22 protein-coding genes, 1 tRNA gene and 1 riboswitch are annotated in these 24434 nt (G+C 40.6%); of the genes, 4 read left to right on the top strand and 19 right to left on the bottom strand.

All coding sequences use genetic code 11. The features are described 5' to 3' along the window. Positions 1-150: 150 nt before the first annotated feature. Both yhbH and AC1DVB_RS02850 read right to left on the bottom strand, forming a co-directional pair. Positions 151-1320 (bottom strand): sporulation protein YhbH, encoded by a 1170-nt coding sequence (gene yhbH, locus AC1DVB_RS02855; protein WP_057275627.1) that lies wholly within the window; start codon positions 1318-1320, stop codon positions 151-153. Between the two features lie 468 nt (positions 1321-1788). Then, entirely contained in the window at positions 1789-1968 is a 180-nt protein-coding gene (locus AC1DVB_RS02850; RefSeq protein WP_034315155.1) for a hypothetical protein, read from the bottom strand. Positions 1969-2086: 118 nt separating this feature from the next. Here AC1DVB_RS02850 and AC1DVB_RS02845 point away from each other — a divergent pair, with 118 nt between their 5' ends. Further along, the gene (locus AC1DVB_RS02845; protein WP_034315156.1) at positions 2087-2296 is read left to right on the top strand and encodes a metal ABC transporter ATPase; all 210 of its coding nucleotides are present in this window, start codon (positions 2087-2089) and stop codon (positions 2294-2296) included. Between the two features lie 212 nt (positions 2297-2508). Here the strand turns inward: AC1DVB_RS02845 and AC1DVB_RS02840 are convergent, their stop codons facing one another. The 3 genes from AC1DVB_RS02840 to AC1DVB_RS02830 form a co-directional block, all read right to left on the bottom strand. Beyond that, the gene (locus AC1DVB_RS02840) at positions 2509-4404 is read right to left on the bottom strand and encodes a PrkA family serine protein kinase (protein ID WP_034315159.1); all 1896 of its coding nucleotides are present in this window, start codon (positions 4402-4404) and stop codon (positions 2509-2511) included. 499 nt (positions 4405-4903) lie between these two features. Beyond that, entirely contained in the window at positions 4904-6538 is a 1635-nt protein-coding gene (locus AC1DVB_RS02835) for an APC family permease (protein ID WP_057275626.1), read from the bottom strand. Positions 6539-6742: 204 nt separating this feature from the next. Next, positions 6743-7732, bottom strand: a complete 990-nt coding sequence (locus AC1DVB_RS02830) for a glutaminase (RefSeq protein ID WP_223255834.1) — start codon at positions 7730-7732, stop codon at positions 6743-6745. A 422-nt stretch (positions 7733-8154) separates the two neighbouring features. Here AC1DVB_RS02830 and AC1DVB_RS02825 point away from each other — a divergent pair, with 422 nt between their 5' ends. Both AC1DVB_RS02825 and AC1DVB_RS02820 read left to right on the top strand, forming a co-directional pair. After that, complete coding sequence (locus AC1DVB_RS02825) at positions 8155-9417, top strand: sensor histidine kinase (RefSeq protein ID WP_230134623.1); 1263 nt, start codon at positions 8155-8157, stop codon at positions 9415-9417. Positions 9418-9421: 4 nt separating this feature from the next. Beyond that, positions 9422-10369, top strand: coding sequence for a response regulator (locus AC1DVB_RS02820; RefSeq protein ID WP_034315164.1), 948 nt, complete (start codon positions 9422-9424; stop codon positions 10367-10369). Between the two features lie 82 nt (positions 10370-10451). Here AC1DVB_RS02820 and AC1DVB_RS02815 read toward each other — a convergent pair whose 3' ends face one another. From AC1DVB_RS02815 to queG, 8 genes are all read right to left on the bottom strand, one after another. Next, the gene (locus AC1DVB_RS02815; protein ID WP_477588097.1) at positions 10452-11459 is read right to left on the bottom strand and encodes a FecCD family ABC transporter permease; all 1008 of its coding nucleotides are present in this window, start codon (positions 11457-11459) and stop codon (positions 10452-10454) included. Then, entirely contained in the window at positions 11456-12466 is a 1011-nt protein-coding gene (locus AC1DVB_RS02810; protein ID WP_095678260.1) for a FecCD family ABC transporter permease, read from the bottom strand. Before AC1DVB_RS02810 ends, AC1DVB_RS02815 begins: the two co-directional genes overlap by 4 nt. Before the next feature lie 67 nt (positions 12467-12533). Next, positions 12534-13454 carry an iron-hydroxamate ABC transporter substrate-binding protein gene (locus tag AC1DVB_RS02805; RefSeq protein WP_057275623.1) on the bottom strand — a complete coding sequence of 307 codons (921 nt, stop codon included), beginning with the start codon at positions 13452-13454 and terminating at the stop codon, positions 12534-12536. Then, positions 13405-14253 (bottom strand): ABC transporter ATP-binding protein, encoded by an 849-nt coding sequence (locus AC1DVB_RS02800; RefSeq protein ID WP_057275622.1) that lies wholly within the window; start codon positions 14251-14253, stop codon positions 13405-13407. The genes AC1DVB_RS02805 and AC1DVB_RS02800 overlap by 50 nt, the downstream gene beginning before the upstream one ends. A gap of 281 nt (positions 14254-14534) precedes the next feature. Next, a complete protein-coding gene (nfsA, locus tag AC1DVB_RS02795; RefSeq protein WP_095678261.1) occupies positions 14535-15284 on the bottom strand; it encodes an oxygen-insensitive NADPH nitroreductase in 750 nt (249 codons plus the stop codon). Between the two features lie 76 nt (positions 15285-15360). After that, positions 15361-15849, bottom strand: coding sequence for a tRNA (uridine(34)/cytosine(34)/5-carboxymethylaminomethyluridine(34)-2'-O)-methyltransferase TrmL (gene trmL, locus AC1DVB_RS02790; RefSeq protein WP_034315177.1), 489 nt, complete (start codon positions 15847-15849; stop codon positions 15361-15363). Positions 15850-15916: 67 nt separating this feature from the next. Further along, entirely contained in the window at positions 15917-16774 is an 858-nt protein-coding gene (locus tag AC1DVB_RS02785; RefSeq protein ID WP_057275620.1) for an amidase domain-containing protein, read from the bottom strand. Between the two features lie 192 nt (positions 16775-16966). After that, positions 16967-18106, bottom strand: a complete 1140-nt coding sequence (queG, locus tag AC1DVB_RS02780) for a tRNA epoxyqueuosine(34) reductase QueG (RefSeq protein ID WP_477588093.1) — start codon at positions 18104-18106, stop codon at positions 16967-16969. Positions 18107-18211: 105 nt separating this feature from the next. Between queG and AC1DVB_RS02775 the strand changes: the two genes are divergently transcribed. After that, complete coding sequence (locus AC1DVB_RS02775) at positions 18212-18880, top strand: B3/B4 domain-containing protein (protein WP_430755592.1); 669 nt, start codon at positions 18212-18214, stop codon at positions 18878-18880. A 94-nt stretch (positions 18881-18974) separates the two neighbouring features. Here the strand turns inward: AC1DVB_RS02775 and AC1DVB_RS02770 are convergent, their stop codons facing one another. The 6 genes from AC1DVB_RS02770 to mgtE all read right to left on the bottom strand — a co-directional run bounded on the left by AC1DVB_RS02770 (position 18975) and on the right by mgtE (position 23994). Continuing rightward, positions 18975-19124, bottom strand: coding sequence for a hypothetical protein (locus tag AC1DVB_RS02770; protein ID WP_170946861.1), 150 nt, complete (start codon positions 19122-19124; stop codon positions 18975-18977). Between the two features lie 267 nt (positions 19125-19391). Next, positions 19392-19553, bottom strand: a complete 162-nt coding sequence (locus tag AC1DVB_RS02765) for a hypothetical protein (RefSeq protein WP_454862050.1) — start codon at positions 19551-19553, stop codon at positions 19392-19394. A gap of 655 nt (positions 19554-20208) precedes the next feature. After that, a tRNA-Gly gene (locus tag AC1DVB_RS02760) sits at positions 20209-20282 on the bottom strand. 190 nt (positions 20283-20472) lie between these two features. Then, positions 20473-20886, bottom strand: a complete 414-nt coding sequence (locus AC1DVB_RS02755) for a YbjN domain-containing protein (protein ID WP_057275616.1) — start codon at positions 20884-20886, stop codon at positions 20473-20475. Between the two features lie 435 nt (positions 20887-21321). Then, positions 21322-22350, bottom strand: coding sequence for an NADP-dependent oxidoreductase (locus AC1DVB_RS02750; RefSeq protein ID WP_477588090.1), 1029 nt, complete (start codon positions 22348-22350; stop codon positions 21322-21324). Positions 22351-22662: 312 nt separating this feature from the next. Further along, a complete protein-coding gene (gene mgtE / locus AC1DVB_RS02745; RefSeq protein WP_187050510.1) occupies positions 22663-23994 on the bottom strand; it encodes a magnesium transporter in 1332 nt (443 codons plus the stop codon). 267 nt (positions 23995-24261) lie between these two features. Continuing rightward, positions 24262-24427: riboswitch (M-box (ykoK) riboswitch) on the bottom strand. Positions 24428-24434: the final 7 nt, after the last annotated feature.

Here is a 24434-nt window from a genome sequence, read left to right as displayed (position 1 = left end):
CATTGCTTAGTGTTGAGCAATGGCCTTTGTGTATTTCCTTAATACGAAATAAAACCGAATATTCCGAAAAGGGCGTCCGATGTGAACCGCACGCCTTTTTACCTTCAACTATATTGAATTGAAAAAAAATTACTCTCCACTCTTCCTATTTTAAGCATACTTCTTACTTTCCTCATCTTTAAAAAAGCTCTTCATTGCATGGAAAACATCAGCCTTTTGCTTAAGGATATAGTACCTGAATTTTTCATTATCGATGTTCTTATAAGCTGTCATCAATGTCGAATGGCGATTGTATTGATTGACTTCCCCGTATCCGAACATATTGGAAACCTTCATGAGTTCTTCAACAAGCTTAACGCATCGGACGTTATCGGATGTTAGGTTATCACCATCGGAAAAGTGAAACGGATAGATATTAAACTTCGCAGGGTCATATTTATGATCAATAAGTTCTAATGCTTTTCGGTATACGGACGAACAAATCGTACCGCCGCTTTCCCCTTTTGAAAAGAAATCCTCTTCCGGAACGACTTTCGCTTCTGTATGATGGGCAATGAACTCGATTTCCACGGTTTCATATTTTGTCCGCAAGAAACGGTTCATCCAAAAGAAAAAGCTTCGAGCCATATATTTTTCCCATAACCCCATACTTCCGGAAGTATCCATCATTGCCAGTACAACTGCTTTGGAATCAGGTTTCTGAACCTCATTCCAGGTTTTGAATTTAAAGTCTTCCTTATAAATAGGGTGAAAACCGGGGTGCCCCCTTAAGGCGTTCCGTTTGAAAGCGGATATCATCGTTTTCTTTTTATCGATATTTCCCATTAGGCCTGTCTTGCGGATGTCGTTGAATTCAATATGTTCAAGAGTGTGCTCCGCATGTTCTTTCTTCTGAAGATTAGGGAGTTCCAGTTGACTGAACAGGGCCTCCTCCAATTCCATCATCGACACTTCGGCTTCATAATAATCCTCGCCGGCCTTGTCACCTGCACCTTGACCCTTACCGGCTCCGGCATCGGACGGTGAGCCATCCCTTGCGACTACATCCCCCACTTTACTGTCTCCATCGCCTTGCCCTACATGTTTGTTCTTATCATAGTTATAACGAATTTTGTATTCATCCAAGGAGCGAATGGGGATCTTGATGACATCCCGGCCATTGGACATTACGATGCTTTCTTCTGAAATTAGATCAGGCAAATTATTCTTGATCGCTTCCTGCACCTTTTCCTGATGACGTTGTTGATCATCATAGCCTTTCCGATGGAGGGTCCAATTTTCCTGTGAGATTACATACTGTTGATTATTCTCTTCCGACATTCTCTTCCCCCCTTAAAAATGTTTGCACGCTTTTCATCATTCCTTCATATAATAAGTTAGTGTGGGAATGCCCACATCATTCCGGTTTTCCATTGAAAAATACAGTGCGAAAAAACGGATGAAAAGAAAAGTATTACTCTATCTTATGCAGCGACGCAGGATAATTTACAACAAAATTAATAATGGATGTTTGCCCATGAACTAGACAAGTCCTGACAGGGGCGTTAAAGCCCTTTAAGGTTATTTCTAAATAAGGAATATAACAAAACGAACAGACCTGATGATTTTCAGGTCTGTTCGTTTTTTCATTCATTCGTAATAGGATCGCTTTAAGCCAGAAGTAATGGAGCAGCAAAAGACTTCCAAGGACATTTTAAAAAAGCAATGGAACACAACAAAAAGGGTGTCCCAGCAGTTTTTCTGGACACCCCTTTTACACAGATAGAATGATTCTGGTTGTGGTATTCGTCAATCCTTCTCTTCCTCTATTTCATGTTGAACTGTACCTGGGCGTTTATCCCACTCTTTCAATTCTTCATTCGTCCTTTGATTTTCCATCTGCTTTCCAAGTTCTTTCATCTCTTCATAATCCTTAGCCATGGAGCTATTTTCCGGTACATGTTCTTTTTTCAGTTCCTCTTTGCTCATTTGCCATCACCTCTACTTATTGATACCCAATATTACCAAATCCGAAACGTAACATATCTAATGGAAATATGGGGTATAGATAAAACATTATGAGCAAATGTAAGGAGGTGCAAGATCTATGCAAACAACTACCCTTTATGTAAAGGAAGCAACGTCAGAAGGCCCTATTTTAAATCTGGAGTCCATACTTTTGAAAACGGAAGGTGTGGAACGTGCGATCATCGATGTTGATGATGGGGAAATTAAAATCGACCATAGCGAAGAAAAACTATCACCGAATCAACTTATTACACTTATTGAACAGTATGGCTTGAATGTAACTAAATAGAAATCAATAGCACCGGGTTTCCTTCATTCAGAAGGGCCTGGTGCTTTGTTGAGTTATAATCTCCCATGCCTACTATAATCACCGTTTTCAAAAGATTCATGATTTCAATAGAAATTCTGGATTTCCTCTAATCCACCTTTCATCCATCCAACCTTCCGTAAACGGTAATAAACCCCTGCCCGATGAGGGGGCAGGAGCAAAAAAACTATGGATTACCGATTTAACAAGCTGCCCACATAGCGCAGCAAATCATTGGCTGAAGTCGAATTATATCCGTGCTCGTCTATAAGTCTCGTGATGACCTCGTTCACTTTCTTCAGTTGCCTTTCGTCTGGTGTCTTCGTTGAAGTGGTGATCTTAACGACATCCTTCAAATCAGCGAATAGTTTTTTCTGGATCGCTTCCCGTAAACGATCGTGGGAATTATAATCAAATCGCTTCCCTTTACGGGCATATGCTGAAATTCGAATCAATATTTCTTCGCGGAATGCTTTTTTTGCATTCTCGGAAATTCCAATTTGCTCTTCTATCGAGCGCATCAATTTTTCATCTGGGTTGATTTCTTCTCCAGTCAATGGATCGCGCAGCCTTGATTTATTGCAGTATGCTTCGACATTATCCAGATAATTATCCATGAGGATTTTCGCCGACTCTTCATATGAATATACAAAAGCTTTTTGCACTTCATTTTTTGCAATGGCATCGTATTCTTTACGTGCCAGTGATATGAAATTTAAATACCGCTCCCGGAGTTCGTTCGTAATGGACGGATGCTGGTCAAGACCTGCTTTTAATGACATAAGTACATCCAATGCATTAATGGACGGATTCTCCTTACGTATGATCGTAGAGGAAATCCGGTTAATTACGTAACGCGGGTCGATTCCGCTCATGCCTTCGTCCTGATATTCTTTTTTCAATTCATTGATGTCTGCGGAATTAAATCCTTCAACATTTTCCCCATCATAAAGCCTCATCTTTTTCACTAAATCGATATCGCCCTTTTTGGGATCTTTCAGGCGGGTCATGATGCTGAAGATTGCCGCCACCCTCAATGTATGCGGGGCTATATGAACATCCGAGACATCACTTTCACGAATCATTTTTTCATAAATCTTCTCTTCCTCGGTAACCTTCAAGTTATATGGAATAGGCATGACAATGATACGGGAATGCAATGCTTCATTTTTCTTGTTGGAAATGAACGCTTTATACTCCGTTTCATTCGTATGAGCCACAATGAGTTCATCTGCACTGATCAATGCAAAACGGCCAGCTTTAAAATTCCCCTCTTGTGTTAATGATAGCAAATGCCATAAGAATTTCTCATCACATTTCAGCATCTCCTGGAACTCCATCATCCCGCGGTTCGCCTTGTTCAGCTCGCCATCAAAGCGATAGGCACGCGGATCTGATTCAGAACCGTATTCGGCAATGGTCGAAAAATCGATGCTGCCCGTCAAATCAGCAATATCCTGTGACTTAGGATCAGAAGGACTGAATGTTCCAATTCCAACACGCTTATCCTCCGAAAGGAAAATACGTTCGACCATAACATCTTCAATCCTGCTTCCATACTCCTGTTCTAATCTCATTACATTCAGCGGCGAAAGATTTCCTTCAATCCTGATGCCATATTCCTCAAAGAAATCATCCCGTAAATACTGCGGGATGAGATGCAGTGGATCTTCATGCATCGGGCATCCTTTTATTGCATAAATCGCACCAGAGTCTTTTAACGAATAATTTTCAAGTCCACGCTTCAGTAAAGAAACGAGTGTGGACTTCCCACCTGACACCGGACCCATGAGAAGCAATATCCGCTTACGGACATCCAGCCGTTTTGCTGCCGGATGGAAATATTCCTCGATGAGCCTTTCCAGTGAATCTTCAAGGCCAAATAACTGACCGCTGAAAAAATTGTATTTCTTTGTCCCATTTACTTCTTCTATCCCTGCATCTCTGATCATGTTGTAAACACGTGAATGAGCAGATTGAGCAACTAAAGGCGTTTCTTTCAATATTTCTAAGTACTCTGCGAAGGTGCCTTCCCACTTCAGCTTCTGTTCATCTTCTCTAAATTTTTCGATTTTCTTTAAAATATCCATTAAGGAACCTCCCCCTGTCACTTTCAGAGAATACTTAAATCTATGCTCCAAGTCTGACAAACATGTCAGACTTTAAAAAGTGGACGGGCATTGTTTCGAATCCCCCTTGACTCTCCATGTATCGAAAAGGGCTTAATCATTGAGAATTGATGACAAATATGCTGGCAAGAAAATTTGTGTGCACTCCTGCTAAAAATTAGGGTATACTAAGCCTATACTTAAGTGGGACAATATGGGTAAAGGGAGGTCACAACATGGGCACAGTTATTATCGTTGGAGTTGCTTTAACATTTTTAGCCGCTATCTTCACTGCCGGGTATGACGATAAACCAGGTGTGAAATAAAAAATAACAGCCTTTTCCAAAACTCCAAAAAAAGGGACAGCAAATTAAATTTGCCGTCCCTTTTTTTATTCCTCATCTATATATAAATATAGAAGCACTTTCGAAGTCATTCACGAATGGCTTATTGAGCATGCCAAACGAATAGGCTTCATCATTTATACAGCGTTCTTTTTATCAGTTTGAGCTGAAACGTCGTTCTCCATCGATCTCAAGTCTTCATTTACTTTTTGTCCTTGTTCCAAATATTCCGTTTGGAAACCACTCTTTAATGCCCAACTATAAAACATTAGTGATAAACATGTAATGATGACCATATCCAAACCAAATGGGATTATATTTAGTCCACCAAACTTTTCACTGCCTAAGTATGAAATGGTCATCATACAGAGTAAGTAAACAACCATCCAAAGCCCTGCTGAAAAGTTTTGGCGGAATCCCTTCCATTTTATTTTTGATTGATAATAGAAATAAACGGGAAGACCAGCCATAATGATAAATAATACTTGACCTGTAAGCGGCCATCTTGCCCAATATAGAACCAAAGAAGCAAAAACAAAGCCCAGTGGTGCAATGATGCTTAATCCTTTTAAACGTAATGGTCTGTACAAGTTCTGACCTGTGCGTCTTAATGTCATTACAGTAACTGGACCTGTAATATAAGAGACTAAAGTCGCAACTGAAATAACCTCTGCCAATACGCCCCAGCCTCTAAACATGAATAAAAATAAGAAAGATACGCCTAGATTAAAAAACATGGCTTGACGCGGGATACCATAAAGAGGATGCAGTTTTCCAAACACGCTTGGTAAATATTTATTCTTTTCCATTCCATAAAGCATTCGTGACGTTGTCGCCGTGTATGTTATTCCTGTCCCCGAAGGAGAAATAAAAGCATCTACGTATAGTAAAATAACCAACCAGTTTATGCCTAAAACAATTGCTAAGTCAGCAAACGGTGAATTGAAATTCAAATGTTGCCATCCATTCACAATCATGGACGGGTCAACGGCTCCAATAAATGCAACCTGTAATAGAACGTAGATGACCGTTGCAATTAAAATGGAGCCAATTACTGCAATTGGGATCGAACGTCCAGGATTCTTTGCCTCACCTGCCATGTTAATTGGACTTTGAAAACCGTTAAATGCAAAGATGATACCAGAAGTTGCTACAGCAGTAAGTACACTTGCCCACCCATTAGGAGCGATACTTCCTGCAGATGTAAAATTGGATGCGTGAAACCCGGCAAATAAAAGTGAGCCAATCGTAAGTCCAGGAATAATAACCTTAAAGACTGTAATGAATGAATTAGCTTTCGAAAACAAACTGACTGTCCAGTAATTTAATAAAAAGTAGACGATCAGCAATACAGAGGCAATTGCCAAGCCTCCCCCAGTAAGACTTCCATTTTCTACCAAACCATGTGTCCACCGTGCCCATTCCCATGGCCATGAGCTCATATATTGAACAGAAGCAATCGCTTCAACTGGAATTACGGAAACGATTGCAATCCAGTTTGCCCAGCCTGCAATAAACCCTAAAAAAGAACCATGAGAGTACTGCGTGTATTTTACCATTCCCCCAGCTTCAGGAAACATAGACCCTAATTCACTGTAAGATAGTGCGATAAATAAAATAACAACCATCCCGATAATCCAAGAGATAATGGCAGCGGGTCCTGCAATCTGTGCCGCTCTCCAAGCTCCGAATAACCAACCTGAGCCAATAATTGACCCGAGTCCCACCATCATTAACGAAAATGTTCCCATCTTTCGCTGCATATTATTCATACATTTTTCACCATGCTTTCTAAAATTATTCTTTACGTTTAAAAGTAACTGGATTAATGATTCGTGTAGTGCGCCCAATTACATCTTAAAGTAATTGCTGCATTTACATCACCTCTTGTAAAAGTTTGAAAATTGATGAGGAAACCTTAAGGATCTCCCCTTATTGCTTCTATTAATTACACCGGAACCAAATTTTTCTGCATTTCAGAAAATGCTTAAATCCCATTCTTGTGCCATTTGTTTCAATAACAGACTACCTGCTACGCTATTCCCATATTCATCGATGGCTGGTCCATAAATACCAATGCCACATCCATCTTGAAAAGGCATTCCGCTTCTGGCACTTGGAGGAACTAGTGCCATAATCCCGCCAGATACTCCGCTTTTGGCCGGCACCCCAATAAAAGCCGCAAATTTCCCCGAAGCATTGTACATACCGCAAGTAAGCATTAATGCTTTGGCCAGCTTAGCCAATTTTTTAGGGATTACTTGTTCTTTACGAACGGGATGGTAACCATCTTGAGCAAGAATCAGTCCAAGCAGGGCTATGTCTTCTGTGGTCACTTCTATGGAACATTGCATGAGGTAAACCTCTAAAGCTTCCTCTACTTCCGATTCCAAATAATTCGTCTCTTTCAAATAGTGAGCCAAAGCTCTATTTCTATGAGAGGTTAACCACTCAGATTGATACACTTCCTCATTGATTGTCGGGCGCTTCCCTAACAAATTTTCAAATAGCTCATAGAGAAATTCCAATTTATTTTGTGAAGAATCCCCTGGGAGAAGCGAAGCTACTGTAATCGCCCCTGCATTTATCATAGGATTGAACGGCTTTCCAGGCTTATGCATTTCTAAACGAATAATTGAATTGAAAGCATCCCCAGTCGGTTCCACATCGACCCTCTCTAACACATAAGAAATGCCGCGACCCAAACATGCTGCTATAAAGCTAAGCACTTTTGAAATACTTTGCAGCGTGAAAGGAACTTCCCAATCCCCTGACTTGATCATTGTTCCACCCGGCTCCAGTATGGTAATGCCCAATTGCGATAAATGTGCATTTCTCAATGCCGGTATATAATTAGCGGTTTGTCCTTCAATAGCAAAGGATCTGTAATATGCTACCCATTCATCTAAGTCGGATTTTCTTTGACTATTAACGTGAATGTCATACTCTTTTGACAATTCTTCAATCACATTCTTCCACCTCTTCAGTTGTTGTATCATTATATTTTCAATATGAGCGTTTTACCGAATGCCATTACTAGATTCGATGAAAAAATAATGAATATTCTAAAAATTGTTAAGCGCTTTCAAAAATTTCTTTCTGCTTAATTTTAAATTGGGAACTACATAATCATACAAAAACCTACAAAATCTAAAAAATAAAAATCCACTAAAAAAACGTGATCATCTCACATGTCCCGTTACCATTTTTTGTGGATAGAAAAACAATTTGGTTTTGCCATAATTGATTATAAGCCGTTCTATTCAGGAACAAAGTAAGCGTTGTATTGAAGCCGATGAAACTGTATACTGATTTTTTAAACAAATTAGGAGGTGACGACTTGTATCTCAGTACGTTAATGAAAAAAGAGGTCTATGTCCTTGCTTTGATGTTGTTAACTGTGCCATTAGCAGGCGAATTGAGTTTTTATCCTTTCAATGAAACGTTTCGGGTAAGTTTTGGTGTGCCTGCATTTTTCTTCTTTTTACTATTATTACAAAAAACGCCTGCCATATTTTCGGGCATCTTGACAGGAACAATGGTTGTGATATTTCGCATTCTAATCGACTTTTTCATGCAGGATAATTTCTCCTGGATTTCCGCATTTCACGCTCATTATCCTAGTTTTTTCTTTTATTTTACCTATTCCGTTCTATTCTTTTTTGCGAAAATCAACCGCTTTCAAAGCCGAACTTTGATTATTGGATTTATTGGTCTCATTATCGAAATATTGTCCGACTCCGTAGAATTAATCTTTCAATATATTGTGTTGGAAACAACGATTACGTTTGGTTCACTAAATGAGATGATCGTGATCGCATTCGGCCACAGTTTTATCGTTTTGAGCTTTTTTAATATGATGAAACTTTATGAAGCACAATCAAGGGAGAGGCAAATCAGAAAACAAAATGAACATATGCTGATGCTCATTTCCAATTTATACGAGGAAACGATTCATTTAAAAAAAACATTAAAAAATGCTGAGAATATTACAAAGAAATCATATGATTTGTATCGCGAATTAAAAGCATTGGAAAAAAGGGAAAAGCAACTTCATGATCTTACAGAGCCATATAGTCAAAAAGCATTACGCATCGCGGGTGAAATGCATGAAGTCAAGAAAGATAATCAGCGGATTTTTGCTGGTCTCTCCAAATTGATCTCCAATGAGAGTTTTAAAGATTATATGAATGCTGCTGAACTTTTTTATTTAATTATCCGAATTAATGAAAAATATGCCTTATCATTAGGAAAGGACATTCAATTTGAATACTCATTGGAAGGAAAAAACGATTCACCTTATCATGTATATACCGTGTTATCTCTTTTCAATAATTTAGTCGCCAATGCAGTGGAAGCAATTAAAGAAAAGGGAATCGTCCGTTTAAGTTTGTTTGAAATTAGTGACAATGTAGAATTTAAAGTTGCTGATACCGGACCTGGAATTCCTCAAAAATATCAGACTGTCATATTCAAACCTGGTTTTACATCAAAGTATGATCAGTTCGGGACACCTTCAACAGGGATTGGACTCTCATATGTTAAAGAAGTCGTGAAAGAACTGGGAGGGGATATCCTATTTGAGAATAGTTTTAATGGCGCTGTTTTTTCAATAAAGTTACCAATCCAGAAGTTGATTCAGAAAGGGTGATTCCATGCGTTTTTTTATAACAGATGATGATTGTGCCATACGTTCAAACTTAAGCCAAATTATAGAAAACGAAGATTTAGGTGAAGTGGTGGAGGAAGCGGAAGATGGCAGTCTATTAGAAGGGCATATTTTGAATTTAAAACAAATTGATATATTATTTATTGATTTATTAATGCCCATCCGGGATGGTATTGAGACACTTCGTCATATAAAAAGTACATTTAACGGGAAAATAATAATGATTTCGCAGGTTGAATCCAAGGAGTTGATTGGCGAGGCTTACTCGCTCGGAATTGATTATTATATTACTAAACCAATCAATCGGATTGAGATATTGACAGTCATTCGAAAAGTCATGGAACGCATCCATTTAGAAAGATCGATCACTAATATCCAAGCCTCTTTAAATAGTGTATTGAACTTTGAACAGCCAAAAGTTGATAATTCCAATAGTTTTAATGAAAAAAGTATAAGGGAGGTGGGTGAATTCCTTTTATCGGAATTAGGGGTCGTTGGAGAAAATGGCGCAAAAGATTTAATGGAAATGCTTCAGTATTTATTTATGTATGAACGGACTTTTACTTTTGGAAAGCAATTCCCCACCCTTAAAGAAATCTTTGTAGAAATCACCAAAAAAAAGCTCGGAACAGCAGCTTTGCCGGTTGATATCAATCGTGAAATAAAAGCTGCCGAACAGAGAATACGCAGAACGATTAACCATTCGTTAAATCATTTCGCTTCGCTAGGTTTAACTGATTTTTCGAATCCGAAGTTTGAAAATTACGCTTCCAAATTTTTTGATTTCACAGTCGTTCGCCAAAAGATGAAAGAACTGCAAAATGATTCAAAAATCGTTCTTACACCTACCCGGGTAAATACAAAAAAGTTTATTCAAGTATTTTATTTCGAAGCGAAACGATTGAATCCTGATGAAATAAATAGATATAGATAATACATGATTAAATACGAAAAATTACGGAAGAACCAAAAAACATAAAATCCCCTGAATGATTTCAAGGGATTTTAACTATATCTTATTTTTTCAACAATAAATACATGAAATAAGGTGCACCGATCAATGCAACCATGATACCTGCGGGAATCCCCTCGGGTTCAATTATATTTCGGCCTATCGTATCGGCAAGCAGCAATAGCCATCCACCGATTAAAATGGCAACCGGAATGAATAGTTGATTTCGAGGTCCTACCAAGGATTTTGCTATATGCGGGGACATAAGTCCAATGAATGCAATTCCGCCTGTAACAGAAACGGCAGCCGCTGCCAGTGCCACAGCCGTGATCAGCAGTACGATCCGCTCCTTTTCAATCGATACACCGACCCCAATTGCGACCRGTTCACTTAAACCAAGCAGATTCAAACGATTTGCTTTATATAAGGTGAATGGAATGAGGATGACTAACCATGGAATGATTGCCCAAATGAAAGGCCAATCCGTGCCCCATATATTTCCTGCCAACCATTTTGCGATGAAATCGACCTTCGCTCGTTCCGCTGACGAAATGAGGACAATCATCAGGCCTGAAAGCGCCATTGAAAAACCTACGCCGATCAACACTAACCGGACGGGTTCAAGTCCACTCTTCCTCTTGTATGAGAGGATATATATTAAACAGGCCGTCAGTAACGCTCCGATAAAACCAACAAGCGGAACCATATAAACAAAAGAACCAGCGTCAAGCGGGAAAAACAGAAAGAATGCKGCAATGGCAACACCTGCTCCTGAGTTGATCCCGATGATTCCGGGATCGGCTAAATCATTACGCGTGATCCCTTGTAGAATGGCTCCCGACAGTGCAAGGGCCATGCCTGCTAAAAGGGTGATGATGATACGCGGTAAGCGGACGGAAAATAATATGAATTCCTCTTTAAACGTCCCTTGCCCGAAGAGCGTTGGAAACAGTCGTCCTATAGAAAGATTGGAATAGCCCGAACACGTCCCTATAATGATCGTAATGATGATGAGTGCACTCAATGCACCTATTATCCAACGCTGTTTTTTGACTAAAGCTGACTGGATCATGAAAATGCTTTACCTCCTTTACGCACGATTAGGAGGAAGAAAGGTAAACCTATCATCGCAACAACCGCTACCACAGGTGTTTCATATGGAGAATTGATCGTACGGCCGATCGTATCGGCAAGCAGCATGAAGGTGGCTCCCAAAATCGCAGACATAGGGAGGATGAATCGATAATCCGTACCCACGATAGCCCGAACGATATGTGGGACCATTAACCCGATGAAAACCATATTTCCGACAAGCGCAACGGCAGCCCCTGCCAGGAGAATGATGACCACGAAGAGAACCGCCTTTATTTGTGTTGTCTTTTGCCCTAAGCCTACGGCCACTTCTTCACTTAAGCTAAGTATGGTGAGCTGTCTGGAAAAGATAAGGGAAATCAGGATTCCTATTAGAATGAACGGAACGATTACACGAAGCTGCTCCCATGAAGTTCCGATATTCCCGCCAGCTGTCCACATCGATACATCTTTTGATACCTTGAAATATATGCCGACCCCTTGCGAAACGGCAAATAGGAATGCAGAGACTGCAGCACCAGCCAAAACGATTCGCAAAGGTGAAAATCCTCCCTTTTTCATCGTACCGATTCCGAAAACCATGGTTGCCCCGACAGCGGAACCTATAAAACACGCAATCATGATCCCTAAATTATTAGCATTTGGAATGAATGCCAAAGTGATGGCGAGACCTGCATTGGCTCCTGCCGTCAATCCAAGCAACCCGGGATCGGCAAGTGGATTTCTTGTCATTCCCTGCATGATGGCCCCAGAAACGGCAAGGGCTGCACCCACAAAGATTGCCCCCACTTCACGAGGGAAGCGGATTTCCCGAATGATTGAAATCTTTTCACCGACAGCATTTGATGTCAGTGCTTGCCAGACGTCTTTAACGGTAACATCAGCCGCACCAAATGCCATTGAAATAATGAACATGCCTATAAAGGCGACGATCGCTATGATCAGTTTACTTACAAATGGGATGAAACGTTGATTTTCATTAGTCATCTGTCTCTCTCATTTCTTTTTTTATAGAATAAAAGGAGAGGAATTGGAATCCCTCTCCCTCGCTGTATTATTTTCCAAGAAAACTTTTGGAAAAGAAGTCTAATTGGTAATCTAATGTGATTGGATCATTGAAGTAGAATTTTTTTGCATCAGCTTCATACAGTTTATTGTTTTTAACGGCAGGTATGCTTTTAAACGTGTCAGTTTGTTGGAATGAATTGTCCTGATCTTTGTTATTGCTCAAAATCACATAATCACCTGCATAGTCTTTAAGGACTTCTAATGATAAGGCAAAGTAACCATCTTTCAGCGCCACTTCTTTTACCTTTTCAGGCATACCCAATTTCATTTCTTGATAAAGGATTTCCGTTCCACGTCCCCAATTATCACCGTATACATAGAACTGTTTGTCAAACTTTTCGAAAACGGAAACGGTAGCATCTTCTCCAATCTTGGCTTTAATTTCATCACCAGTTGTTTTTGCCCGTTTTTTGAAATCATCCACCCATGCTTGAGCTTCTTTTTCTTTATTCAAAAGTTTACCGATTTCTACATGTTGTGTTAAATAGTCAACTTTTCCGTATGTATAAGTTACGGTTGGAGCAATTTCCTTTAATTTATCGACATTTTTAATCGTGGATAAACCAATGATTAAATCCGGATTCAACTCGATGATCTTTTCCAGGTTTTCGTCCGTCACTTCTTCCACATCTTTTAACTCTTTAAAATTCGGGTTCATTTTAGACCAGGAATCAACCCCTACAAGGTTAACATCCAAAGCCATTACGTTACCTGCGAAAGATGATAGTACTAAAACACGCTGAGGATCTGCGGGAACTTCAACAGGACCATTTTCAGATTGATAGGTGATGGTACCTGATTTTTCTTTTTTGGAAGCGGAGCTTTTTTCTTTTTCGGCTGATTCGTTACCACAAGCGCTAATAATTAACACTAACAGCAGTATAAACGGAAACATTATCTTTTTCATTTGTTGTCAAATCTCCTTTTAGTAAGTTGTATGTGCTGCACATTGGTTTGTTCGTTCGTTGATCTCGTCCGATTACCGCATCAATATGGAATACTTCCTTAAGAACTTCATGAGTGATGACTTCTTCACAATCTCCTGCTTTGACTATTTCCCCGTCCTTTAAGGCAATGATATAGTCGGCAAAGCGAGCAGCTTGGTTTAAATCATGAAGAACCATGACAATTGTACGTCCCTGTTCTACATTCAGCCTCTGTAATAATTCCAGAACCTCCAGCTGATGGGCCATATCCAAATAGGTGGTCGGCTCATCAAGGAAGATGATTTCCGTTTCCTGGGCAAGGGCCATCGCAATCCAAACACGCTGGCGCTGACCTCCTGAAAGAGCATCCACGGGACGGAACTTGAAGTCTTTCGTGCCGGTCACTTCAAGTGCCCAATCAATCACATCATAGTCTTTCTGGGTCAGGCGCCCAAAACCTTTTTGATAGGGAAAGCGCCCATATGATACGAGCTCCCCAACCGTCAAACCGCTTGCACTCTCGGGTGTCTGCGGAAGTATGGCCATTTTTCTTGCAAGGATCTTAGTGCTTTCTTTTGAGATATTAACCCCATCTAAAACAACCGTACCTGATTGATTTGGAATGATTCTAGTGATCGCTTTCAAAAGTGTCGATTTCCCACATCCATTTGAACCGATGATCGTTGTGATTTTTTTATCTGGTATTTCCACACTGAGATCTTTTACAATTAAACGTTCACCATAACCAATATTCAAATTCTCTGTATATAGGCGAACCATTTTTTAACCTCCATTTACTGAAAAAAATAGGTAAGTAAAAACTCAAATGAAAATGATTATCATTATCCACTACTTAATTACTATAATTCTATCTAAATATATTGTCAATGGTAATTTCATGGTCATATAAGAAGAATTTCTGACAAGATTTTTGGGGCCGGTCCGTATTACCGACTGACAATGAAAACAATAAAGATCCCGGAGACGTTCCCGGGATCTTTACTGTTTGGCTCATACTCAGGACTTTGGCAAGAATATTCCTAATAGGCCGTATTCATTAATCAATGTTTCTTAAATCCTTGCTTCTCAACATAATCCTTCATGTACAGCCTGCTTTTCTTTCCAAGCATTCCTGCCATTTGCCCGGTCCAGGTCTCTTTTCGTTTACCTTTAGTCCGAATCTCATAATAACTGGAAATCGTTTCATTATACCCTTCAAGTTGTCCGATGAACTCTTGCTTATCCCCCTGATATCCATTTTCATGATAAATGTTGGACAACGGCAAACGCGGCTTTTTATCCGAACGGTTTTTCGGATATCCGACCGCTAGAGCGAATAATGGTATAACACGATGCGGTATATTCAAAATCGCTGACACTTCCGGGAGATTATTGCGGATCCCGCCTATATAGCAAATGCCTAGATTCATCGATTCTGCCGCCAATGCTGCATTTTGGGCCGCTAGAGCCGCGTCAATACAGGCAACCATGAATTTCTCGGTACTTTCAATCGATTCGGACAGGTCCGTGTTTTCCATTTCGGAAACCATATCCTGACGATATAAATCGGCGCAAAAGACGAATAGATGTCCATTCTTCTCTACATATGACTGTGGTCCGGCAAGTTCGGCAAGCTTGGCTTTCTTTTCCGGGTCGGTTACCCCTATGATTGAATACGCTTGAATATAACTTGAAGTCGATGCAGCTTGGGCACATTCCACAATCGTATTGATTTGCTCCCCAGACAATAACTTGTCCTCAAAGGAACGAATGGAACGGTGATCTAAAATCTTCTCAATAATGTTATTCAATGCTCCCACCCCTAAAGAATATGTAAAGTATCCATCATCGGGGCTAAAATGCCCCCGATGACAGTATTGATGAAACTCAACCTTTTGTTTTTAAATCCAATTCACGGTAATTTTGCTGTCTAAGTGCTTCATAAACCAAGATGGCTGCCGTATTCGACAGATTAAGGGAACGTACTTTATCCGTCATTGGAATCCGCAGGCACCGATCCATATTTTCTTGGATCAGATCTTTCGGGAGACCCGTCGTTTCACGGCCAAAAATGAAGAATATCTCACTTTCTTGATCACTGTAATCGAAGCTGGAATGCGGCTGCTCCCCAAATTTCGTCAAGTAATAAAATTCGCCGCCGGCGTTTCTTTCAAAAAACTCTTCTAACGAATCATAATAATGGATCTTTACATTCTCCCAGTAATCGAGCCCGGCCCGTTTGAGCTGTTTGTCATCCGTCGAGAAACCGAGCGGGCGAATGAGATGTAAAGACGTATCCGTCCCTGCACATGTTCTTGCGATATTTCCTGTATTTGCTGGAATCTGTGGTTGATATAAAACTACATGTATTGACACTTCATTTTCACCTCTAGTTTGAACTTCACCTTAATTATAGCATTAAACAAAAAAGACTAAAAACCTATCACCCTCCATCCAAAATCACAAAGAATTTATAAACGATGTTCGGTGTATATCTTGTTGAATCCTCATACGTCCAATATCGGTGACGGCTGTTCATCGTATGTGCATTCACAAGCGGCATCCCGTCCTGATCCTTCGCCGTTACAATCAAGTTATGGTCAAACCGTCCGTCCCCTTCGAAATCTATGCAGAGGATATCGCCCAAATTCAATTCCTTGGCCGACTCCACCTGCTTTGTCCTGATGGCATTCCCGGCTTTAAGCAGATGATATAAAGAATGAGCTGTCGTCCATGTATAACTCCAGCTTTTCCCCCTTATCCACCAGCCCTTATTTTTATTTGGCGCCCCCCACATCGGTATTCCCCCTGCATGTAAACATTGTGAAATGTAATTCGTACAATCATCGGTGAATTTATAATAAGCCGGATTGAATTCATTCCACCAACGCTCGGCATATTGAACGGCCTTCATTCGATCATACCTATATGCGAGACGATCTGCGCCTGGATCACATTTTGGCGGTGCCTCTTCGGTTTCAAAGCTGGGAATCAACTCATTTTCATCCACTATATACCCATTTCGAAACCGTGCCTCCCTTTCTTCCATTTCTTCTTCTATATAAAATGAATCTTCCTGTTTCAATAAATATTGCAGATGGACATGATAGGTCAGGACTGTATCCCTGTCTTCCTTTCTCTTCGAATGTACCTTGCCTGCCGCATTCACCCGAACAATTTCGGCGGCGCGGTTCCTCAACATTTTCTTCTTCAAATGTAACTTCCTTTCACCCCGTTCCAGATCATCTGTAGTATAAAACTCCACTCTTTCTTGTAAAAGGCGTTGCAATTGTTCCCTCAAGTTCATGCCCTCCTTCTTACCATCTATGCTAATGTGTATGTACGAGGGCATGGACAAAAACACAACTTCATAAATGTGGGAGTTTCAATCCTCCATAATGAAACTTTTTATAAAGATTTTCCTTGAAGCTCCCGAAATATCTTAAGCAAAAAGCCGCCCCGTTATATTTACGAGGCGGCTGCATTTTAAATATTATTTTGTTTCCAAGGTAAACTGCAGTCCTTTCTCAATTTCCGCCAATACCTCTTCATCTTTTTCCTTCATTCGTGCTTCTTCCAATGCGGAAACAGCCTGCTCCCGACCAATTTTCCCAACTGCCCAGGCCGCCGTCCCCCTGATGACAGGTCGCGGATCATTCTTCATGACCTGTATCAATAGAGGCAATGCCGTTTCATCTTTGAAATGGGCCAATGCTAAAATGGCATTTCGTTGGATTGGTTTTTTACCGCGCCAAGAGCCAGATACATGGCCGTATGTCTCTTTGAAGTCCCGATTTGAAATCGTAAGCAGGGGTTTTAACAGCGGTTTCGCCAGCTCGGGATCGGGTTCCATCTCTTCATGAAAATGAAAATCCATTCCTTTGTTTTTCGGACAAACGGTCTGGCATGTATCACATCCATACAAACGATTGCCTATTTTCGTCCTGAACTCATCCGGAAGGAAACCTTTTGTCTGTGTCAAGAACGCAATGCAACGCTTGGAATTTAGCTGCCCGCCCTGAACGAGCGCTCCAGTCGGGCAAACATCGACACATTTATTGCATGTCCCACATTGATCTTCCATCGGTTGATCCGGTTCAAACGGCAGGTTGGTGATCATATCTCCCAAGTATACATAAGACCCGAACTCCGGTGTGATGATCATACTGTTTTTTGCACTCCAGCCAATACCTGCACGCTCAGCCACTGCCCTATCTGATAACTCACCCGTATCAACCATGGACTTCATCATTGCCCCGGGCACTTTATCTTTAATGAAATTCTCTAGTAACTGCAATTTATTACGAAGAACGGTATGATAATCCGTTCCCCAAGACGCCCGGCAAAAGATCCCGCGGCGTTCACTTTTTGTACTTTGCGGAGCATCCTTCAATTTCGAAGGATAAGCAAGCGCAATCGAAATGATGGATTGCGGTTTATCGAATATCAATTCAGGCCTTACCCTTTTTTCTATATCGGCTTCTTCAAACCCTGACYGGTAATTCAGTTCCTGTTGACGTATCAGCCGACCTTTCAGTTCGGTGAAAGCCGTAGCCGAAGTAAAGCCGATTTTATCGATGCCGATTTCCTTGCTATATAAAATCACTTCTTGCTTGAATGAGTTCATATCCATATTAATCACCTACGTTCATTCAGTATTCCCATTGAAGCTTGAATCCATTTCAAACCATTGCTATCTATGATAAACTAATTGCAATCATTTTTGGAGGTGAAACGGTTGGAAATTAACGTATCAGCTAATCTTAGCAGTAAAATCCCTGAATTCAAAGTCGGGGTCATTACATATGAAAACATCGAAGTCGGTCCCTCCCCGCAAATGGTGAAAGGAAGACTTCAACTATTTCAGGAAGCTCTTTTCTTCGACCTTGAAGAAAAGGAATTGACCGACTTTTCCGGCATTAAAGTGTGGCGGGAAATTTTCAAGGCTACAGGAACAAACCCGTCACGGTATCGTCCCTCCGTGGAAGCCCTATACCGCCGCGTGAAAAAACAGAATTACTTGACGCCAATCCATTCGGCCATCGATTTGAATAACTTCTTCTCACTGTTATATGAAGTTCCGATCGGCATTTATGATGCTGAAAAATTAACGGGAGACATCTCGATCAAGATTGGCGAGGGGGCAGATGGGTATGACGGTTTGAACGGCCGCTTCAATTCCATGGAAAATATGATTACCTCAGCCGATCATGCTGGCGCATTCGGAAGTCCCTACGTTGATTCAGAACGCACGAAAGTCACTGAGGAAACGAAAAAAGCCATCCAAATCATTTATTTACAACCCAATACTTCAACCACGGAAGCAAATCAGCTAACGAAATCCTTGATGGACATGTTCCTTGAAATCCACGGTGGTGAAGGGACTTACTCGATTATGGAAGGATAATTACGGATATAAACCCTTTCCACAATCGGAAGGGGTTTTTTCATTATTGTTCCACTTAATAAAACCAGTGAAAAAGGTTCTTAAAATTTTCTTTTCAGTCGATTCCAGAAATCCGCTCCCTTTCCGCCGACTGTCTGCCAAGCCTCCTCGACGTAAACGTCTCCGGGGTCTCGACTAGCCAGTTACTCGGCAGGAGTGTCGCATATTTCTTCCATCTTTTAAGGATTAATGTAAAAAACCTCAAGGATCACCTCGTCTTAAACTTGGTTCGGGATGTCCAGCCTACGGATTTTTCTTAATATTTCATTCCAGTCGATCCCAGAAATCCGCTCCCTTTCCGCCGACTGTCTGCCAAGTCTCCTCGACGTAAACGTCTCCGGGGTCTCGGCTAGCCAGTTACTCGGCAGGAGTGTCGCAAATTTTTTACATCCTTTATGGGTTACTGTAAAAAAACCTCAAGGATCACCTCGTCTTAAACTTGGTTGGGGATGTCCAGCCTGCGGTTTTTTTCTTAATATTTCATTCCAGTCGATTCCAAACCCCGCTCCCTTTCCGCCGACTGTCTGCCAAGCCTCCTCGACGTAAACGTCTCCGGGGTCTCGGCTAGCCAGTTACTCGGCAGGAGTGTCGCATATTTCTTCCATCTTTTAAGGATTAATGTAAAAAACCTCAAGGATCACCTCGTCTTAAACTTGGTTCGAGATAAGTCTAGCCTTCGGTTTTTATTTATAAGAACGTTCCAGTTGATTGGAACGTAAGGTACGAGACACCCGCGGGGAAAGCGTGGCCAAAGGGAGACACCGAAGGCGAGAGGCAAGGGCGGACCGCCCGCGGAAAGCGAGTGCCTGTAGTGGAAATCAACGATCAGATTTGCTAACCCTCAAAAACACTTTCCGTTTTACCCCAGAAACCCGCTCCCTTCCCTCCGACTGTCTGCGAAGCCTCATCAAAGCAAACGTCTCTGGGGTCCCGGCAGCCGATTTGCAATGGTTACTTTCTGCCTTTCGATTGATAATCATCGATGCTACATAAGCCTGGTACGCCTTTCTCTTCCCCTTTAACAAAAAAAGCACAAACTTATTCAAACTAATTCTACTAACGTAGTTAATCATATTGACTAAGTTTGTGCTGCATCGAAATCCCCGCACTCCCGGATGAAGGATGAATCTAAAATTTTTCGGGTATGACTACTGTATTACCGCTTCGATGAAATGCAGGGAATTTGGACAATAAAAAAATCCCACTGTAAACAGTAGAATTCTTGTAATAATATTTAAACGCAAAGCTTCGTTCTCCAGGTAACGAAACCCTACGTTATGAGTATGTATTGGAGCGGGTGAAGGGAATCGAACCCTCATCATCAGCTTGGAAGGCTGAGGTTTTACCACTAAACTACACCCGCATATTCTTGTAGAAGTTTGTCGAATTACCAATCAACAAAATTAATTATATAGTTTAATGTGAAAAAATGCAATAGGTTTTTTAAAAAAATTAATAATTAGCGTATTGTAACGTTAATATATTCATTCACTCTAGTAAGTATGTTAAAAAGTCCTCTGATTCAGAGAACTTTTTTCATCCTATATGATGATTTAAGACCAAATGACTTCCATTAAACGCGGATAAACCTCCTGTGCCGTTTCAAGCAGCATGATTAACTTCCTGAACGCCAGATCCGGTACGATATCCCCCTCAATGGAGTATGAATAACGAATCGAAATGGTCCCATTTTCTTCATACAGCTTGGAATACCTGAAATTAGCATTAAATTCATTCAACAGTGTATGTACATCCTGTTTCTTTTCGGGGTTCTTCAACTCGGCGACATTAAAGCAAAATAAGTCCGCCACATTTTCATCTTGATTGAAAGCAAATACTAAAAGGACCTTCCACCCGTCCTTTAACTTTTGCTCGGCTCTAAAAAAGGTGGTGCCATCTTCATTCAACTCATTCATATAGATTTTCTCACTAGTTAAAAAATCACGAAATTTAGCAACGTTTGACATGGTTCATCACCTTTCTGTTTATAAGTCCATTTTATAATGAAAACAAGCATTTTTACAGACTTTTCTATTATCCTGCCAATTTCCTCCTATTAACAGGGGCGACCTTAAAAGGAAGGGAGTCATATATGAACTCCCTTCCTGGATTGATTATCCAGTTGCTTCTCCGCAAAACTGAAGCGCTACTTGCAGGCCCAAAATTACCTGGCGGATTTTTGAGTATCCTTCCATGTCAGGAACTTCTTTATTCGTAAGGGGTCGACCTTTATCTGCCGCTATCGATGGCTTATCCTTCAAATGGTTTAAGAGATACCACTAATATATTTTACTTGAAAGGAAAACGGCCTTTTCCCGATTGAATATCGAAAAAGGCCGCTTTTGTTATAGCTGCTTAAAAATCACATCGAAGAACCTTCCTCAGCTTTATTTCCATAAAACTTATAGTTGAGCGAATTCGGGTTCCGCAACTTTTACAAGCTGTTTTCCGAGGTTCGTTCCTTTAAACAGACCTAAAAATGCATCCGGTGTGTTTTCGAACCCTTCAATAATCGTTTCTTCATACTTCAGCTTTCCTTCTTGAAGCCACTTACCTAATTCCGTAGCACCCTCCTGGAATCTAGCAGCATAATTTCCAACTGTGAAACCTTTCATTAGTGCACTGGTTTTGATCATTGCCGATTGCAGACGCGGTCCTAGATCTTTTCCTTCTGCGTTATATGAGGAAATCGCCCCGCATAATGGAATTCGGGCATTCGCATTCAAAAGTGTAAAAACAGCATCGGATACCTCGCCGCCCACATTATCGAAATAAACATCGACTCCATCAGGAACAGCATTGGCTAAATCTGTCGCAAAACTATCACTTTTATAATTTACGGCACCATCAAACCCGAGCTCTTTCGTTAAGTACTCAAGTTTTTCATCCGAACCAGCGATGCCAACAACCTTCGCACCTTTAATCTTAGCAATTTGTCCGACTACTGAACCAACTGCTCCAGCTGCTCCTGAAACAACCACCGTTTCACCTTCTTGAGGTTTACCAATATCAAGCAAACCAAAATAAGCAGTTAAACCGGTCATTCCAAGAATCCCCAAATGAGTTGTGACCGGAGCCACCTTGGGATCAATCACACGGATTTCCTTTTCAGTGACAACTGTGTATTCTGCCCAGTCGATATTCCCAACAACGACATCCCCTTGTTTGAAGGAATTCGATTTCGACTCAACAACTTCAGCAACAACGCCCCCCGTGATGACCTTATTCAATTCAAATGGAGCTATATATGATTTGGTATCTTGCATTCTGCCACGCATGTATGGATCGACAGATAAATATAGTGTACGTACTAAAATCTCATTATCCTTCGGTKTGGGAACTTCACTCTCAACAAAGTTAAAATCCCCTTTCGAAGGCATACCTTTCGGGCGATTTGCCAGGGTGATTATTTGTTGTTTGTTTTGTGTCATCATTGTTCCTCCTTGGTTTGAATACGTAATTTCGAAAAGAAGCGTATCACTGATGAAGTTTATAGGTCAAAGAATATGATTGGCTATTGCTTCCATAACACTATTTATGTATCCTTTCCTGAAAACCTCAAGCTGGCTACAGCCTATTATGTCCCATGTTTTTCATTTTAATAAACGTTTCGCTCACCAGAAAAATTTAACGGCCTTTCCCCGATTGGATACCGGGAAAAGGCCGCAGCTTGAAATACACTTTTTTTATTTTCCGTTACAGGGCTACTGCCCCTTCTGCTTATGAACTAATTCATGGATAGTCTACATCAACTTTGAAATGAACATCGTTGCAATTCCAAAGTAAATTAGTAACGAGAGTATATCATTCAGTGTTGTAATTAGCGGACCAGACGCAACTGCGGGATCGATGTTGAATTTATATAATATCAAAGGAATAATGGTCCCAGCTAAAGTCCCGATAATCAGGGTCATCACCAATGAACTTCCAACCACTAATCCCAAAACGGGATTTCCCTGCCAAACATAAGCTATGATGGAAATTAATATTCCGCAGGTGATGCCTATTATCAAGCCAACTTTCAGTTCCCGTATAATGAGCCTGGTCACGGCTCCTTTATCCGTATCACTAGTGATTAGGCCTCTTACAACAACAGCTAAAGATTGAGTGCCTGTATTTCCAGTCATCCCTGCGATCATCGGCATAAAGAAGGCAAGTGCAACAACTTTGGACAAGGTTTCTTCAAAACTGCTTATAATGGTTCCGGACACTAATCCGATGAATAAAAGTAAAATAAGCCAGGGCAGCCGACGATATGCGGCCACATGCGCCTTCGTGTCAAAGTCTATAGCTTTACCGGATGCCGATAATTTTTCAATATCTTCATTCGCTTCCTTAATGACAACATCAATAATATCATCGACGGTCACAATTCCTAATAACTCATTATTTTTTTCAACTACTGGAATTGCTAAAAAATCATACCGCTCGATAACACGAGCCACCTCTTCTTGGTCTTCATCTGCAGAAACGGAGATAACCCGGCTGTACATAATATCTTGAATTTTTTCAGATTCATCATTTATTATTAAATCCCGATATGAGACAACACCTACTAATTTTTTATCATTATCTATTACATAAAGATAGTTGATCGTTTCCGAAAACTCCGCAAAGATTTTCAGTTTTTCAACTGCTTCACGCACCGAATAATGTTGGGGGATCCATACAAAACGGTTTGTCATGATTCTCCCTGCCGTTTCAGGGGGATAATTCATGATATTTTGAACGATTTTTGATTCTTCTTGTTTCATGCCAGAAAGAAGTTCTTCGATTTTTCCAGGGGATAGGTCCTCTAACAATGAAGCTAGATCATCATTATCCATTAAATCCATTACATGGCCGGATTTTTCTATTCCCAATTTACTAAGGATATTTAATTGATGGACTTTCTCAACTTCTTGAATCAGTTCAGCGATTTGTTCTGAATCGAGTAACAACAAGAAGCGTGTATGATGTTTTTCTGGGAGCCCCTCAAAAATACGCGCAATGTCATATGGTTGGAGTTCATCCAATATCGCTTGAAATTCTTTCTTTTTTCCTTCTTTTAATACCTTTATGATCTGTAAAGTCATTTGATCTTCACTCCTTTTTAGGGGAGCCAAAAAATATTTCCCTTAAATATTAAAAGTAAAAAAAATATTATTATTCCCCTTCCAAAATCTTGTTTCCATTCACGAGTATGTCGTCGTGAATAGTTATCCAAATCCCTCACCTCCAGGAAAAAAATAAAAACACCTCCATTACAAATGAAGGTGTTAAATACGGTATATATGCGTACATTGTCTGGATGACAAATACAAACAGCCGTATATGACTGAATGACAAATACAAGCATAAATCCAGTTCCTCCATTCGTAGAGCTTTAGCACTGTGTGGCATAGGACAAAGCCAGCTACATTAAAAACCACCTTATGTCGATGGTTTCTGTTGACCCATTGGCGTCTTTCGACATTTTTGGGCAGTAGCGTATCTCCTACACAGGAGCCTCACCTAACGAGGATATTTAATTTAC

Source organism: Peribacillus sp. P4_D6 (genome assembly GCF_056401795.1).
Note: the sequence above shows the minus strand (reverse complement) of the source record. Positions and strands in the feature narration are given on the sequence as shown.

Bases quoted from the DNA above. Each gene is read 5' to 3' on its own strand.
- yhbH (WP_057275627.1), bottom strand. From the start codon at position 1,320: ATGTCGGAAGAGAATAATCAACAGTATGTAATCTCACAGGAAAATTGG.
- AC1DVB_RS02850 (WP_034315155.1), bottom strand. From the start codon at position 1,968: ATGAGCAAAGAGGAACTGAAAAAAGAACATGTACCGGAAAATAGCTCC.
- AC1DVB_RS02845 (WP_034315156.1), top strand. From the start codon at position 2,087: ATGCAAACAACTACCCTTTATGTAAAGGAAGCAACGTCAGAAGGCCCT.
- AC1DVB_RS02840 (WP_034315159.1), bottom strand. From the start codon at position 4,404: ATGGATATTTTAAAGAAAATCGAAAAATTTAGAGAAGATGAACAGAAG.
- AC1DVB_RS02835 (WP_057275626.1), bottom strand. From the start codon at position 6,538: ATGAATAATATGCAGCGAAAGATGGGAACATTTTCGTTAATGATGGTG.
- AC1DVB_RS02825 (WP_230134623.1), top strand. From the start codon at position 8,155: ATGTTGTTAACTGTGCCATTAGCAGGCGAATTGAGTTTTTATCCTTTC.
- AC1DVB_RS02820 (WP_034315164.1), top strand. From the start codon at position 9,422: ATGCGTTTTTTTATAACAGATGATGATTGTGCCATACGTTCAAACTTA.
- AC1DVB_RS02810 (WP_095678260.1), bottom strand. From the start codon at position 12,466: ATGACTAATGAAAATCAACGTTTCATCCCATTTGTAAGTAAACTGATC.
- AC1DVB_RS02805 (WP_057275623.1), bottom strand. From the start codon at position 13,454: ATGAAAAAGATAATGTTTCCGTTTATACTGCTGTTAGTGTTAATTATT.
- AC1DVB_RS02800 (WP_057275622.1), bottom strand. From the start codon at position 14,253: ATGGTTCGCCTATATACAGAGAATTTGAATATTGGTTATGGTGAACGT.
- AC1DVB_RS02755 (WP_057275616.1), bottom strand. From the start codon at position 20,886: ATGTCAAACGTTGCTAAATTTCGTGATTTTTTAACTAGTGAGAAAATC.
- mgtE (WP_187050510.1), bottom strand. From the start codon at position 23,994: ATGACTTTACAGATCATAAAGGTATTAAAAGAAGGAAAAAAGAAAGAA.